The sequence below is a fragment of the Pseudomonas sp. AC247 genome, from assembly GCF_979258015.1.
Genome location: NZ_OZ409829.1, coordinates 1063502 through 1078715 on the forward strand (window position 1 = coordinate 1063502; position 15214 = coordinate 1078715).

The 15214-nt window shown below is 57.9% G+C and carries 15 protein-coding genes; 12 read left to right on the plus strand and 3 right to left on the minus strand.

The features are described 5' to 3' along the window. Positions 1 to 145: 145 nt before the first annotated feature. Positions 146 to 1810 (minus strand): electron transfer flavoprotein-ubiquinone oxidoreductase, encoded by a 1665-nt coding sequence (locus ACZZ0B_RS05125; protein ID WP_158830349.1) that lies wholly within the window; start codon positions 1808 to 1810, stop codon positions 146 to 148. 551 nt (positions 1811 to 2361) lie between these two features. Here ACZZ0B_RS05125 and ACZZ0B_RS05130 point away from each other — a divergent pair. The 10 genes from ACZZ0B_RS05130 (at position 2362) to ACZZ0B_RS05175 (ending at position 11879) form a co-directional block, all read left to right on the plus strand. Continuing rightward, positions 2362 to 3111, plus strand: a complete 750-nt coding sequence (locus ACZZ0B_RS05130) for an electron transfer flavoprotein subunit beta/FixA family protein (RefSeq protein ID WP_007908338.1) — start codon at positions 2362 to 2364, stop codon at positions 3109 to 3111. Further along, the gene (locus tag ACZZ0B_RS05135; protein ID WP_007908340.1) at positions 3112 to 4041 is read left to right on the plus strand and encodes an electron transfer flavoprotein subunit alpha/FixB family protein; all 930 of its coding nucleotides are present in this window, start codon (positions 3112 to 3114) and stop codon (positions 4039 to 4041) included. It abuts the gene before it with no gap. 80 nt (positions 4042 to 4121) lie between these two features. Further along, the gene (locus ACZZ0B_RS05140) at positions 4122 to 4943 is read left to right on the plus strand and encodes a substrate-binding periplasmic protein (RefSeq protein WP_440097062.1); all 822 of its coding nucleotides are present in this window, start codon (positions 4122 to 4124) and stop codon (positions 4941 to 4943) included. Positions 4944 to 4952: 9 nt separating this feature from the next. Beyond that, complete coding sequence (locus ACZZ0B_RS05145; protein WP_177323332.1) at positions 4953 to 5309, plus strand: DUF4398 domain-containing protein; 357 nt, start codon at positions 4953 to 4955, stop codon at positions 5307 to 5309. Then, positions 5306 to 6118, plus strand: a complete 813-nt coding sequence (locus ACZZ0B_RS05150) for an OmpA family protein (protein WP_463544514.1) — start codon at positions 5306 to 5308, stop codon at positions 6116 to 6118. Before ACZZ0B_RS05145 ends, ACZZ0B_RS05150 begins: the two co-directional genes overlap by 4 nt. A gap of 304 nt (positions 6119 to 6422) precedes the next feature. Then, positions 6423 to 7862 carry an aminotransferase-like domain-containing protein gene (locus ACZZ0B_RS05155; protein ID WP_008087402.1) on the plus strand — a complete coding sequence of 480 codons (1440 nt, stop codon included), beginning with the start codon at positions 6423 to 6425 and terminating at the stop codon, positions 7860 to 7862. A 78-nt stretch (positions 7863 to 7940) separates the two neighbouring features. Continuing rightward, positions 7941 to 8411: a hypothetical protein gene (locus tag ACZZ0B_RS05160; RefSeq protein ID WP_008087401.1), complete on the plus strand. Its 471-nt coding sequence runs from the start codon at positions 7941 to 7943 to the stop codon at positions 8409 to 8411. A 166-nt stretch (positions 8412 to 8577) separates the two neighbouring features. Continuing rightward, the gene (locus ACZZ0B_RS05165; protein WP_008087400.1) at positions 8578 to 8832 is read left to right on the plus strand and encodes a YkgJ family cysteine cluster protein; all 255 of its coding nucleotides are present in this window, start codon (positions 8578 to 8580) and stop codon (positions 8830 to 8832) included. 41 nt (positions 8833 to 8873) lie between these two features. Further along, a complete protein-coding gene (locus ACZZ0B_RS05170) occupies positions 8874 to 9479 on the plus strand; it encodes an START domain-containing protein (protein ID WP_463544515.1) in 606 nt (201 codons plus the stop codon). Positions 9480 to 9785: 306 nt separating this feature from the next. Further along, positions 9786 to 11879, plus strand: coding sequence for an LTA synthase family protein (locus tag ACZZ0B_RS05175; protein ID WP_008087398.1), 2094 nt, complete (start codon positions 9786 to 9788; stop codon positions 11877 to 11879). Between the two features lie 58 nt (positions 11880 to 11937). On the opposite strand, the gene ACZZ0B_RS05180 is transcribed toward ACZZ0B_RS05175, so the two are convergent. Then, positions 11938 to 13269 carry an IS4 family transposase gene (locus ACZZ0B_RS05180; RefSeq protein WP_463544516.1) on the minus strand — a complete coding sequence of 444 codons (1332 nt, stop codon included), beginning with the start codon at positions 13267 to 13269 and terminating at the stop codon, positions 11938 to 11940. Between the two features lie 122 nt (positions 13270 to 13391). After that, a complete protein-coding gene (locus ACZZ0B_RS05185; protein ID WP_169432680.1) occupies positions 13392 to 13550 on the minus strand; it encodes a DUF3309 family protein in 159 nt (52 codons plus the stop codon). A 323-nt stretch (positions 13551 to 13873) separates the two neighbouring features. On the opposite strand from ACZZ0B_RS05185, the gene ACZZ0B_RS05190 reads away from it, so the two are divergent. Next, complete coding sequence (locus ACZZ0B_RS05190) at positions 13874 to 14689, plus strand: SDR family oxidoreductase (RefSeq protein WP_463544517.1); 816 nt, start codon at positions 13874 to 13876, stop codon at positions 14687 to 14689. Between the two features lie 63 nt (positions 14690 to 14752). Further along, positions 14753 to 15085: a YnfA family protein gene (locus tag ACZZ0B_RS05195; RefSeq protein ID WP_122609256.1), complete on the plus strand. Its 333-nt coding sequence runs from the start codon at positions 14753 to 14755 to the stop codon at positions 15083 to 15085. The last annotated feature ends 129 nt before the right edge of the window (positions 15086 to 15214 follow it).

A 15214-nucleotide genomic window follows, 5' to 3' on the forward strand; every position in this document is an offset into this window, starting at 1 on the left:
ATAGCGGTGGTTCAGTTTGCCGTGATGTCGTTTGACACGGCCCCATCGCTGGCAAGCCAGCTCCCACAGGGATTTGTGTTGCTAGCGGAATTGCGGGCAACAAAAAGGCCCCCGGTTCGGGAGCCTTGATGTTCAGCGGTTCGACTTACATATTCGGGTAAGTCGGGCCGCCAGCGCCTTCCGGCGTGACCCAGGTGATGTTCTGCGAAGGGTCCTTGATGTCACAAGTCTTGCAGTGCACGCAGTTCTGCGCATTGATCTGGAAGCGCTTCTCGCCGTCTTCCTTGGTGATCACTTCGTACACGCCGGCCGGGCAGTAGCGCTGCGCCGGTTCGTCGTACAGTGGCAGGTTCTTGCTGATCGGGATGCTCGGGTCTTTCAGCTTCAGGTGGCAAGGCTGTTCTTCTTCATGGTTGGTACCGGAGATGAACACCGAGCTGAGTTTGTCGAAGCTGAGTTTGCCGTCCGGCTTCGGATAGTCGATCTTCTTGCAGTCGGCCGCGAGCTTGAGGCAAGCGTAATCCGGCTTGGTGTCGTGCAGGGTGAACGGCAGTTTGCCGCCGAAGATGTTCTGATCCAGCCAGTTGAAACCGCCGCCAACGATGGCGCCGAACTTGTGGATCGCCGGGCCGAAGTTACGGCTGGCAAACAGCTCGTCATAGAGCCAGCTCTTCTTGAACGCGTCCACATAAGTGGTCAGTTCTTCAGTGCCGTCCTTTTCAGCGAACAGTGCGTCAGCCACCGATTCTGCGGCGAGCATGCCGGACTTCATCGCGGTGTGGCTGCCTTTGATCTTGGCGAAGTTCAGGGTGCCGAGATCGCAACCGATCAGCGCGCCGCCCTTGAAGACCATTTTCGGCAGCGAGTTCAGGCCACCTTTGCAGATCGCACGAGCGCCGTAGCTGATGCGCTTGCCGCCTTCCAGGTACTGCGCCAGCACCGGGTGATGCTTGAGGCGCTGGAACTCGTCGAACGGCGACAGGTACGTGTTGCTGTAGGACAGATCGACGATCAGACCGACCACCACCTGGTTGTTTTCCAGGTGATAGAGGAACGAGCCGCCGGTGTTCTCGGTGCCCATGATGTCCAGCGGCCAGCCGGCGGTGTGCACTACCAGGCCTGGCTGGTGTTTGGCCGGATCAATTTCCCAGATTTCTTTCAGGCCGATGCCGTAATGCTGAGCGTCGGCATCGCTGTCGAGGTTGTAGCGCTTGATCAGTTGCTTGCCGATGTGGCCACGGCAGCCTTCGGCGAACAGCGTGTATTTGCCACGCAGTTCCATGCCCGGGGTGTACAGGCCTTCCTTCGGATTGCCTTCGCGGTCGACGCCGAGATCACCGGTGATGATGCCGCGCACCACGCCTTGCTCGTCGATCAACGCTTCCTGAGCGGCGAAGCCCGGGTAGATTTCTACGCCGAGGTTCTCCGCCTGTTGGGCCAGCCAGCGGCACAGGTTGCCGAGGGAGATGATGTAGTTGCCTTCGTTGTGCATGGTCTTGGGCACAAAGAGGTCTGGAATTTTCTGCGCGTTTTCGGCGTTTTTCAGCACGAAAATATCGTCGCGGGTGACGGGCGTGTTCAGCGGGGCGCCGAGTTCTTTCCAGTCCGGGAACAGTTCGTTCAGAGCGCGTGGTTCGAACACGGCGCCGGACAGGATGTGTGCGCCGACTTCGGAGCCTTTTTCGACCACGCAGACGCTGATTTCCTTACCGGCTTCGGCGGCCTTCTGCTTCAAACGGCAGGCGGCGGACAAGCCAGCGGGGCCGGCACCGACGATGACCACGTCGAATTCCATGTATTCGCGTTCCACAGGCTATCTCCTACTCAAGGCTCACAGTTTTTTTTCTAATTTGGAGGTTCGGTGTCGCATCCGTTATTGCCTTTACGTTAACGTCAAGGGTAATAATGGGCAAACCACCTTTCTCTCTAGGCGGCGCATTATATCTACACCACTCCGAGCGTCCAATACAAACGTTTGTTTGAATTGGCTCCAGCCCAGAGAAATCAAAGAAGCGCGGCTTATGAATGGTCATTTTGCTGTATTGACCGGAATAGGCGTTCCGGTCAAGATACGGGCGGTTTTGCGCTCGTCGTAGGCAGACTGGCGGTTTCAAGAGCACCTCTAAAGACAGGGCACAGGCAATAAAAGGTGATGCGCGGCGCAGTCCGGCGCGCAGTTTACACAGCGTGAAGATCCATGACTCGTCGGTCGCCCCTGACGAACGGTCGCAGGTCTTCATACCGTGCAGCCACCAGACACCCCGAGTCGGCGTTTTTAGAGGTGCCCTTTTAGCCTGATGAGCATCAACCGCCAGGTTCGCCTAGGCGACTTTCTTTTCACCGGAGAGTAACGAGGAATCCATGAAGGTTCTTGTAGCTGTCAAACGCGTTGTGGATTACAACGTCAAGGTCCGCGTCAAGGCGGACAATTCCGGCGTCGATCTCGCCAACGTCAAGATGTCGATGAACCCGTTCTGCGAAATCGCAGTGGAAGAAGCCGTACGCCTGAAAGAGAAAGGTGTTGCGACTGAAATCGTCGTCGTCTCCATCGGCCCGACCACCGCTCAGGAGCAGCTGCGTACCGCACTGGCTCTGGGTGCCGACCGTGCCATCCTCGTCGAATCCGCTGAAGATCTGACCTCGCTCGCCGTGGCCAAGCTGCTCAAGGCTGTGGTCGACAAGGAACAACCGCAGTTGGTGATCCTCGGCAAACAGGCCATCGACAGCGACAACAACCAGACCGGCCAGATGCTCGCTGCACTGAGCGGCTACGGTCAGGGCACGTTCGCCTCGAAAGTCGAAGTCTCAGGCGACAGCGTTGCCGTGACTCGCGAAATCGACGGCGGCGCGCAGACGGTTTCGCTGAAACTGCCGGCGATCGTCACCACCGACCTGCGTTTGAACGAGCCGCGCTACGCGTCTCTGCCAAACATCATGAAAGCCAAGAAGAAGCCTCTCGAAGTGCTGACTCCGGACGCTTTGGGCGTTTCCACCGCCTCCACCAACAAAACCCTGAAAGTCGAAGCGCCGGCTGCACGCAGCGCTGGCATCAAGGTCAAGTCGGTGGCTGAACTGGTTGAAAAACTCAAGAACGAAGCGAAGGTAATCTAAATGACTATCTTGGTTATTGCTGAACACGACAACAAAGTGCTGGCCCCGGCCACACTGAACACCGTGGCTGCTGCTGCCAAAATCGGCGGCGACATCCACGTTCTGGTTGCTGGCCAAGGCGCTGGCGCCGTGGCTGAAGCCGCTGCGAAAATCGCAGGCGTGAGCAAAGTTCTGAACGCTGACAACGCGGCTTACGCGCATCAGCTGCCGGAAAACGTTGCGCCATTGGTTGCTGAGTTGGGCGCTGGTTACAGCCACATCCTGGCTGCCGCCACTTCCAACGGCAAAAACATCCTGCCGCGCGTTGCTGCGCAGCTGGACGTTGACCAGATCTCCGAGATCATCTCGGTAGAAAGCGCTGACACCTTCAAGCGCCCGATCTACGCCGGTAACGCTATCGCTACCGTACAGTCGACCGCCGCGATCAAAGTGATCACCGTGCGTGCCACCGGTTTCGACCCGGTTGCTGCTGAAGGTGGCTCGGCTGCTGTTGAAGCCGTTGGCGCTGCACACGACGCGGGCACTTCGAGCTTCGTTGGCGAAGAACTGGCCAAGTCCGATCGTCCAGAGCTGACCGCTGCCAAGATCGTCGTTTCCGGCGGCCGCGGCATGCAGAACGGCGACAACTTCAAACACCTGTACGCCCTGGCCGACAAGCTGGGCGCTGCTGTCGGTGCTTCGCGCGCCGCGGTTGACGCAGGTTTCGTACCGAACGACATGCAGGTCGGTCAGACCGGCAAAATCGTTGCGCCACAGCTGTACATCGCCGTCGGTATCTCCGGCGCGATCCAGCATCTGGCCGGTATGAAAGACTCCAAAGTGATCGTTGCGATCAACAAGGACGAAGAAGCGCCGATCTTCCAGGTGGCCGATTACGGTCTCGTGGCGGATCTGTTCGAAGCAGTTCCTGAGCTGGAGAAGCTGGTTTAATCCAGCGGCTTCACTTATAAAGAGCCCGGCCTGTTGGTCGGGCTTTTTTTTGTCTCGGATTTGAGTGGGAGCGTTTTGCCATGGATCTGCGCTGCGGATGGTTGTTGGGTTTGGCCCTGTTGCCCGGTTTGGCCATGGCCGCTGGCAAGTGCGAGCGCCTCGTTGTCACCGGCAGCCCCGACGCGCCTCCGTACCTGTGGCAGGACCCGCAAAATCCCAAGCAGTTGATCGGCGCCAGTGCCGACCTGTTGCAACAAGTCGCCAAAGACCTTGGCATCAAAGTCGAGCTGCTCTACGCCGGCAAACGCTCGCAAGCTGTCGATGAGGTGCGCAGCGGCCGCATGGACATGCTCGCTGACGCGCCACTGACCTTCAATGAGCTGGAAAACCTCGACTACATCTATCCGCCGCTGCTGGAGAACGACTACCTGGTGTGGACGCGCAAAGGCTCGACACTGGTTTACAGCGAAGCGAAAGACCTGCACGGTCACGCCGGCGCGCTGTCGGAAAAGTCTCGAATGACGCAAGGATTTGGCACTTTTGCCGAGCAGAATCTGACCCTGACCAAGACAGCCAACCTCACCCAGGCCCTGCAGAAATTGCTCCTTGGCGAAGTGGAATATGTACTCGCCGGACGCTACTCGGGCATGGCCGCCGCGCAGGCATTGGGCATGGCCAATGATCTGCTGGCGTTCGAGCAACCCATCGACCGCCCGGGGCTGTTCCTCGCGGTTTCCCACAACTCGGCCTGCAACGATCCGTGGTTGCGCGGACAGCTGGCCAAAAAGATGACAGAATTGCCCGCGTCCGGACTGACGGAAGCCGCGCTGCAACGCAATATCGAGCGCTGGAAGGCGCAGCAGCAACAGCCGCAACAACCTGTCAGTGCCCCAAAACAGTAGGGATTCTTAGTGAGTATTCGACCTCTTTTCGCGGCGATGGCCGTTCTGGCCCTGGCCGGTTGCGCCAGCGATCCGGCACCTAACGAACAAATGCGTCTCACCGAACAAGCCATTACCCAGGCCAAGGCTGTCGGTGCCACTGCCGACGACATGCCGGAAATGAAACTGGCCGAAGCCAAGTACGACCGCGCCAAAGGCAATATGGCTGACGAGTCCTATCGGAATGCGCGCATGCGTGCCGAGCAGGCCGAGCTGGATGCGCGTCTGGCCGAAGCCAAAGTGCTGACCCAGAAAAGTGAAGAACAGGTGAATGTGCTCAATACCCGCATCGTCCGTCTGCGCAAGCAACTGGGAGATGCCCAATGAGCGTCAAATCCAAAACCATCGGCGCGCTGATTCTCGCCGGTTGCGCCAGCCTTTACGGCTGCGCCGGTCAACACAGCGAATCGGCTCTGCAAGAGGCGGGTGCTGACTTCCAGAAAGTCAAAGAAGACTCCAACGTGCTGCGCATCGCGCCGAAAGACGTGATCCGCGCTGGCGAATCCCTGGCCCGCGCCGATCGCCTGTCGACCTATTGGGGCAGCGGTTCGGACGTGGTGCATTACGCCTACCTGAGCCAGCGCTACAGCGAAATCGCCCGCGAGCACACCAATCAGGTGCTCAACGAAGAGCGCGCGGCCAAACTCGAACTGGAACGTCAGCGCCTGCAACTGGCCCTGCGTGAATCGAAACTGCTCAGCGTTCAGCAGCAAGGCAAATGGCTGGAAGAACAGATCGTTGCACTGGCCACCACGCAGACTGATCGTGGTCTGGTGATGACCCTTGGCGATGTGCTGTTCGACACGGGTGAAGCGGAGCTGAAAAACTCGGCCAATCGCGTGGTGCTGAAGATTGTCCAGTTCCTGCAACTGAATCCGAAACGCGTGGTACGCATCGAGGGTTACACCGACAGCACCGGCGGCAAGCAGGAGAACATCAAACTATCACGCGACCGCGCGCAAGCAGTGGCCGACGTGCTGATGGATCTCGGTATCGAGGACAAGCGCATTCAGGTCGAAGGCTATGGCGACGAATACCCGGTGGACGTCAACGCTTCCGAGCGTGGGCGGGCACAGAACCGTCGCGTGGAAATTGTCTTCTCCGACGAAAAAGGCCAACTCGGCGCCGCCCGTTAAGGGCGTTTGCTCATGTAGGAGCTGGCGAAGCCTGCGATCTTTTGATTTTGCTTTTGATTTTGAAAAACAAGGATCAAACGATCGCAGCCTCGTTGCACTCGTCAGCTCCTACAGCGTTCCAGTACATAGCCCGGCAAGCACCGGGCTTTTTTGCGTCTGTCGAATGGGTCGCAAATCAGTACAGTCAGGGGCAGACACCGCACTGTATGGTCGACTAAAGTGGCAACTGTCCCAGTACACTTCTAAACTGTTCCGGTATTGTTTCACACAAGAATAAAATGCCCGTGAAATCGAGTGCTGCGTCATGACCAATCTCTTGCTCTACCAACGTATTGCTCAGCAACTGGCCGAAGACATCCGCCGTGGTGTCTATCAACCGGGGGAGCGCGTGCCTTCGGTGCGCAAGATGAGTTCGCAGCTCAACGTCAGCCATGCAACGGTGTTGCAGGCCTACGCCAATCTCGAAGATCAGGGGCTGATTCGCGCACGTCCGCAGTCCGGTTATTACGTCCACCAGACCCCCGCGCTGACCGCGCCAACGCCGGATATCGCCCGGGTCGAGCGTCCAGGCCTGGTCACCCGCAGCAGCATCATTCAGCAAGTGCTCGTCGAGTCGCGTCGTGAAGGCGTATTCCCGCTCGGTGCCGCTGTGCCCAGCGTCGATTATTTACCGGTGCGCGCGCTGCATCAGCAATTGGCCAAGGTCACCCGGTTCCATAGTCCGCGCGCCTTCAGTTACATGTTCAGCCCCGGTTTTGAACCGCTGCGCCGGCAAGTGGCGATTCGTATGCGCGATGCCGGCGTAGTGGTCGACCCGTCGGAAGTGGTGATCACCCACGGTTGTGTCGATGCCCTGCAGATGTCGCTGCGGGTGCTGACCCGGCCGGGCGATCTGATTGCCGCCGAATCACCGACTTACTACGGTCTGTTGCAACTGGCGGATCTGCTCGGCCTGAAAGTCATCGAAATCCCCAGCGATCCTGCTACCGGCATGAGCCTCGAAGCCCTGCAACTGGCGGCCAACCAATGGTCGATCAAAGCGCTGGTGCTGACCACGCGCCTGAGCAATCCACTGGGCGGCACCATGCCCGAAGAGCGGCAGAAGCAGTTGCTGCGCCTGGCTTCGGATTTCGATATTCAGATTGTCGAAGATGATATCTATGGCGAACTGATGTTCGAGCAAGGCAAAACCAAGGCCCTCAAGGCTTACGACCGCCTGGACCGAGTGATTTACTGCTCAAGTTTCTCCAAGACCCTGTCGCCCGGTGTGCGCATCGGCTGGATGATTGCCGGCAAGTACCAGCAGGAAATCCAGCGTCTGCAGACCTTCAGCACCCATTCGGCGTGCAGCGTGACGCAGATGGCGATTGCCGCTTATCTGGAAAACGGCGGTTATGACCGGCATTTACGGTACATCCGCCAGGAATACCGAAAAAACCTCAGCGCTTTCCAGTTGGCGGTGCAGCAGTACTTCCCCGAAGGCACGCAAATGACCCGGCCCACGGGCGGTTTCATCCTTTGGGTGAGTCTGCCGGGGAGGGTGAACACTCAGGAGTTGCATATCCGCGCGTTGCAGCAGGGCATCAGCATTGCACCGGGGCTGATCTTCAGCAATACCGAGCAATTCAACCACTGTATCCGCCTCAATTGTGGCATTCCGTGGAATCGCGAGGCGGAACGGGCGTTGATGACTCTGGGGCTGCTGGCGACCCAACTGTGTCAGGAAACGGCTGGCGGATTCTGAACGAGCGGACGTTCATGCTTGTCTTGTCGCGCCCAACAAGCGAGCATATGGCCCTCTGCCGTTAGCCACGTTGGGTCCATGAAAGCGATTGTTCCTGCCGCCTGGGTTGTGCTGTGTATGCTGATGATCGGTCATGCGCCCGGTGTCATGGCGGCTGCGGTTCAGGAAAAACCGCCAGCAACGACCAGTGCCAAGAAGGCACCGGCGGCGAAAAAGGCAGTCCCCGCTAAGAAGCCGCAAGCCAAGCCCGTGAAGAAACGCGCGCCGATTGCGTCCAAGTCGAAACCCGCCAGTGAAGTGGCGAAAACCAGATTGCCGGCGGCCAGACTTGACCTCAGCCTGCCCAAAGACATGGTTCAAGAACTGAAACCCAAGGGCACCGTCGACCTGCCGAAACGCGAGCCGATCCTGCCGCAGATGTTTGGCGAGAAAAACAGCGGCTTTCAGCTCAATGGCCGTTTGCTCAGCAACGAAATGCAGTTGCAGCTGCGCAATGAAGAGCGTCGCGAAGTGGAAGGCGCTGCGCTGGATTTCGAATTCAAGCAGTAAATTCGTCCCCGCTGTGACCCGCAGACCAGACGCTTTGTCGGAGACTGGTCAGTCACATTCAGTAATCGCTAAAAACCCCGGTTCAGGCAATTTAAAACAGCCGTTTTAGCGGTTACTCTGTTCCGCGTCCCTTTTACACATCGCCCGTCGCGAGGAATTGTTCGTCATGAAATGCCGTGAAGGCTGTGGCGCTTGCTGCATCGCCCCCTCCATCAGTTCGCCGATTCCCGGCATGCCTGATGGCAAACCTGCCGGCGAACGTTGCGTGCAACTCTCGGTCGAAAACCTGTGCAGCATTTTCGGCCGCCCGGAGCGTCCGGCAGTCTGTTCCGGCTTCTCTGCCGACATCGAAGTCTGCGGCAGCAGTTCGCAAGAAGCGATCAGACTGATCGGCTGGTGGGAGCAAATGACGGCGGCGTGATGTGTCAAACGAACGGAACTTCAACAATAAGGAATAAGACTATGGGTTCGCTGCATCGTATCGCTGTGTTGTGTGGTTTGACCGCTGTGCTGGCCACTTCGGTCGCTCAGGCAGAAGACTGGAAAGTCGCCAAGAACGAAGAAGGCATCAAGGTTTCACTGAGCGAAGTGCCGGGTTCGGACTACAAGTCCTATCAGGGCGTGGCGCTGATGAAGACCACCGTCGCCAAACTGCGCGCACTGCAGGAAGACGTTTCCGGCGCCTGCGCCTGGATTCACGAGTGCAAGACCCAAAAACTGCTCAAGCACGAAGGCGACCAGAGCTGGACTTACACTCAGTTCAATACGCCTTGGCCGGTTACCCCGCGTGACTCGGTGCTGCACATCACCACCGTTGAAGGCGCCGATGGCAGCCTGACCCGTAACCTGGACGGTGTGCCGAAGTACCTTCCGGAAGAAAAAGGTTTCGTCCGTGTGGCCCAGGTCAAAGGCTTCTGGAAGTTCGTGCCCAAGGGTGATCAGGTCGAAGTGACCTATCAAGTGCACACCGAGCCAGGTGGCAGCGTGCCGGCGATGGTGGCCAACAAGTTCGTGGTTGACGCACCGTTCAACACACTTAAAGCCCTGAAAGAGCGCGCCGAGAAGTAATCGTCGTGCTTTGCAGATAACGCCCCGATCGATTCGGGGCGTTTTTGTTTTGTATCTATATTGTGTTTCCAGATATGCGTTGCACGAAATTTTCACAAAGTGTTCCAGACAATTCGCCCGCGCTGTTACACGCTGTGCCTGCTCTAAATGAAAGTGTCTGGGGGCAGGGCAGTAATCAATGGCAATGGTGCGGGTGATCGTGCAACATTTGCGCTCCGCGCACGCCCCGGGGTCTGGAATGACCAATAGAGGGCAGGGCGCCGCTGTATTTTTGCAACTTCAACTTTCAATGGGTCCTAAAACGACATGGCAAACCCGGACGCCCTGAATCAGCAGCGATCTTCCAGTCGCCTGCTGCAACCGACCGTCAAATCGCATCTGGCCTACACGCTGCTTTGCGCACTGGTCATGATGGTGATGTTTTCCGTGCTGCGCCTCGCGCTGCTGGTCTACAACCGCGAGATGATCCTCGATACCCCGGCTTCGACCTTCCTCGAAGCTTTCGCCAACGGTCTGCGTTTCGACCTGCGTCTAGTGGTCTACGTGTGCATTCCGCTGGTGCTGGCGCTGTTCAGTGCCCGCGCGATGGCCGCACGCGGATTCTTCCGTCTGTGGCTCACCGTCGCCTCGAGCATCGCGTTGTTTCTCGGCCTGATGGAGATGGACTTCTACCGTGAGTTCCACCAGCGCCTCAATGGCCTGGTGTTCCAGTACGTGAAAGAAGATCCGAAAACCGTGATGAGCATGCTCTGGTACGGTTTCCCGGTCGTGCGTTATCTGCTGGCGTGGGTCATCGGCACAGTGATTCTGACGCTGGCGTTCAAGGGCGCTGATCGTGCAACACGTCCGCGCGGGCCTTTCAGCGGCGGTAGCGTCGGCACGCGTCAGGTCGCGCCGTGGTATGCGCGCCTCGCCGTATTCGTGGTCTGCCTGCTGATCTGCGTGGTCGCTGCGCGCGGCACGCTGCGTCAAGGCCCGCCAATGCGTTGGGGTGACGTCTACACCACCGAATCGAACTTCGCCAACCAGCTCGGCCTCAACGGCACGCTGTCGCTGATCGCCGCTGCAAAAGATCGCATGGGCGAAGACCGCGACAACATCTGGAAAGCCACACTGCCGCAAGAAGAAGCGCAGAAAGTAGTGCGCCAGATGCTGGTCATGCCGGACGACAAACTGGTCGATGCCGACATCGCCGCCGTGCGCCGCGACTACACGCCGCCCGCCGACAAGACCCTGCCGATCAAGAACGTTGTCGTGATTCTGATGGAAAGCATGGCCGGTCACTCGGTCGGTGCTCTGGGCGCGCCAGGCAACATCACGCCGTACCTGGACAAACTGTCGAAGGAAGGCCTGCTGTTCGACCGCTTCTTCTCCAACGGCACGCACACCCACCAGGGTATGTTCGCGACCATGGCCTGCTTCCCGAACCTGCCAGGTTTCGAATACCTGATGCAGACCCCGGAAGGCAGCCACAAACTGTCTGGCCTGCCGCAATTGCTCAGCGCCCGCGACTACGACGATGTCTATGTCTACAACGGTGACTTCGCCTGGGACAACCAGTCAGGCTTCTTCAGCAACCAGGGCATGACCAACTTTGTCGGCCGTAATGATTTCGTTGACCCGGTGTTCTCCGATCCAACGTGGGGCGTGTCCGACCAGGACATGTTCGACCGTGGTCTGATCGAATTGAAGAAGCGCGAAAACGGCAAGCCGTTCTATGCGCTGCTGCAAACCCTGTCCAACCACACGCCATACGCCTTACCGTCGCCATTGCCGGTCGAGCGCGTCACTGATCGTGGCAGCCTCAACGAACACTTGACCGCCATGCGCTACTCCGACTGGGCGTTGGGTCAGTTCTTCGAGAAGGCGCGTAAAGAGCCGTACTTCAAGGAAACCCTGTTCGTCATCGTCGGTGACCACGGTTTCGGCAACGAGCGCCAGATCACCGAAATGGATCTGGGCCGCTTCAACGTGCCGATGCTGATGATCGCGCCGGGCATCCAGGAGAAGTTCGGCACCCGTGACCACACCGTGGGTACGCAAATCGATATCGTGCCGACCATCATGGGTCGTGTGGGTGGCGAAGTGCGCCATCAGTGCTGGGGTCGTGACCTGCTGAACCTGCCGGAAGGCGACACCGGTTTCGGTGTGATCAAGCCGTCGGGCAGCGAGCAGACCACCGCTATCGTCACGGCTGACCAGATTCTGGTGCTGCCGAAAGACAAGGACATGTCGGCGAAGGTCTATCAGTACCAACTGGGCGCCAATCCGGGTGCCGAGGTCATTGCTGATGCACCGCGCGCTGCCGAGTTGAAACACAAACTCGAAGCGTTCCTGCAAACGGCGACCAAGAGCCTGATGGACAACACTGCCGGTGTGGTTAACGGCAAGCCGGACTAAGCGCTGTAAAGTAAAAGTCCGCGCAATAAAAAAGAGGCCCTGAAAAGGGTAATGCCAGTCAGTTAAGCTGACTGGCATTTTTATTTTTGATCGGATATTTCGGGGATTTAAGCCTGATGGCCCGAGGGTAAACGCGCTCCTCCCGTCGATGCGGCAGAACGTAGTGCGGCGCTGAAGCATGAAGCTCGGCCAAATACTTGGGGATGTTCCCGGAACGATCGGCCGAGACGCTGTTGATAAACCCAAGAATCGCCCAGGTACACGCAGTAAAGCTCATTTCGCACGGGTAAATGCCAGGACAGTGGCGACTCATTTCCACCATCTGATAGCGCAACAAGTTGTAGCCCAACAACACACCCCACAACTCTTGCTCGATCATCTCGGGTGTCTTGCTGCGCAGCGTATAGCTGCTGTTGAGCAGCGTCTGCTTCATTTCCCGAAAGCCTAATTCGATTTCCCAGCGCTGGCTGTATAGATCAACAATCTCGTCGGAAGGAAAACGCAGTGGGTCAGTCATCGAGGTCAGAATCTGACACACCTTGCCCTTGACGGTTTTGCTCAGCAGTCGCGCGGTCAGCCGCTCCGGCAACCCAGGCCATTGCTTGCGGGCCTGTGGCGAAGTGCTCAGCAAAATAATCGCATCCTGGCGCCCCAAACGCTGGATCACCTCGTACTGCGAGCCTTTTTTCAGCGGCATCAGCCAGTGGCGTTCGACACCTGCCTGCTGCCACTGATGCAGTAAACCTAACGAGTAAAAACCACGATCAAACAGCGTCAGCGAGTGATCGGGGGTGGTTTCGATCAGTTGCTCGGCCAGTTTCATTTCGTTGCTGCGGTAGCCGTCAAACGCACTTCCAATCAGCAAATGGCTGGTCAACTCCATTTGGCAGACCATGCGCACCTGAGGAAAACCGGTGTCGCCATGCTGGTTGCTGGCGGAGTCATAGCGCGCCCGATTTTCCGGCGTATCGGGCGTGCGCCAGACAACGCCATCGACACCCAACAAACGCAGACCGGCCCAAGTCGGGTGACCGGCTGCCTCATGCCAACTTTTCTGGGTCAAATCGAAGACTTGTCGTACAGCTTCGCTGCCCAATCTCTGACGAGCCTGGACTACGGCGCTGGGCGCTACCAACGGGCGCTGACCCGGCAACATGATATTCATGCGACTAACCACATCCCAGGCCGACATGCGCCGGAAGAACGCCATGGAGATCACGCAACAGAGCATCATTTCCAGAGGCAAACGACGCTTGCGCAGCGTCGCCACACCAGCTTGTTCAAGCGCCTGTTCGACCAAAGAAGGATCGAGCAAAGCATCCAATCCCTCAATGGCGTTGGGGGTAGAGGCGATGTTGTGGGTCAGTTCCAGTGCCCGAGCGAGACGCATAAAAAAATCCGATGCCAGTACAGGCATCGGATTTTGATTTCTTGCGGCCAAAGGTCAAGCGAGAAGGCTTAACTGATCGGCATTACCCTGAAAAGGGCCTCTTTTTTTTGCCGGTTAGACGGTTATATCCGACCCAGTAGCAACAGTACCAGCAGCACGACCAACACCACACCGATGATGCCCGACGGACCATAACCCCAACTTCTGGAGTGCGGGAAGACCGGCAGACCACCGATCAGCAACAGGATCAGGATAATGATAAGAATTGTGCCCATGTCGATTTCCTTGTTGAGAGAGTTCGAGAAGTCTTGGTGTTCAAGGGGCGACTGGAGACTAAGTAATTCCAGACGGCTTACAAAATCCGACTGGTGCGAATGAAAGAAAATTCAATGTTTTTTTAATGTATTTGGATTAGTCGCTTATTTCCTTTGACGCAAAAAGATCGCAGCCTCGTTTCACTCGACAGCTCCTACAGGATCGGTGTAGGAGCTGCCGAAGGCTGCGATCTTTTGATCCTCCATTCAGCAACTTGATGGAGCGTGGGCGCACACACAACCTTCGCTACACTCCGCGCATCTTCCCCAGAACAACAAGGCTGTCTGCTATGCAAAATCGCATGATGATCACTGGCGCGGGCTCAGGCCTGGGTCGCGAAATCGCGCTGCGCTGGGCGCGTGAAGGCTGGCAACTGGCCTTGTCCGACGTCAGCGAACCCGGCCTGCAGGAAACCCTGAAAATGGTCCGCGAGGCGGGCGGCGACGGCTTCGTCCAGCGCTGCGATGTGCGCGATTACAGCCAACTCACAGCCTTCGCACAGGCTTGCGAAGAAAAACTTGGCGGCATCGACATCATCGTCAACAACGCCGGTGTCGCGTCCGGCGGTTTCTTCAGCGAACTGTCGCTGGAAGACTGGGACTGGCAGATCGCGATCAACCTGATGGGCGTGGTCAAGGGCTGCAAGGCGTTCCTGCCGCTGCTGGAGCAAAGCAAAGGCAAGATCATCAACATCGCCTCCATGGCCGCTTTGATGCAGGGCCCGGCGATGAGCAACTACAACGTGGCCAAGGCCGGCGTGGTGGCACTTTCCGAGAGCCTGTTGATCGAACTGGCGCAACAGGAAGTCGGCGTGCATGTGGTCTGCCCATCGTTCTTCCAGACCAACTTGCTTGACTCGTTCCGTGGCCCGACGCCAGCGATGAAAGCGGCGGTTGGCAAGTTGCTGGAAAGTTCGCCGATTACCGCCGCCGATATCGCCGACTACATTTATCAGCAAGTTGCTGCTGGTGAATTCATGATCCTGCCCCACGAACAAGGGCGCATGGCCTGGGCGATCAAGCAGAAGAATCCGCAACTGCTCTACAACGAAATGACCTCGATGGCCGAGAAAATGCGCGCCAAGGCCAAACAGAACAACGGCTGAGCTTGCCCGCTGCAGACTGCATCGTTAGGGTGGCCGCAATGATCACCCTGACGAGATACAGCAATGCTCAATTATCTGTGGTTCTTCCTCGCGGCATTGTTTGAAATCGCCGGCTGTTTTGCCTTTTTCATGTGGCTGCGCCAGGGCAAAAGTGCGTTGTGGGTGATTCCGGCGTTGCTCAGCCTGACCCTGTTCGCGCTGTTGTTGACCCGTGTTGAAGCCAGCTATGCCGGGCGCGCCTATGCCGCTTACGGCGGCATCTACATCGTCGCGTCGATTGGCTGGCTGATGGTGGTCGAGCGCGTTCGTCCCTTGGGTTCGGACTGGATTGGCGTGGCGTTGTGTGTGATCGGTGCCAGCGTGATTCTGTTCGGGCCGCGCTTCTCCGCAGCCTGAATCGATGGTTTTGTGGGAAGCGTCTGACGGCTCCAAACCTGAGAGCGTGTAAGGCAAAACTGATTTGCCGGTCACGCATTGTCGCGCGCCGGCAAGCCGCGCATCTTCAGGGTTTGCTAACCCTGAAGG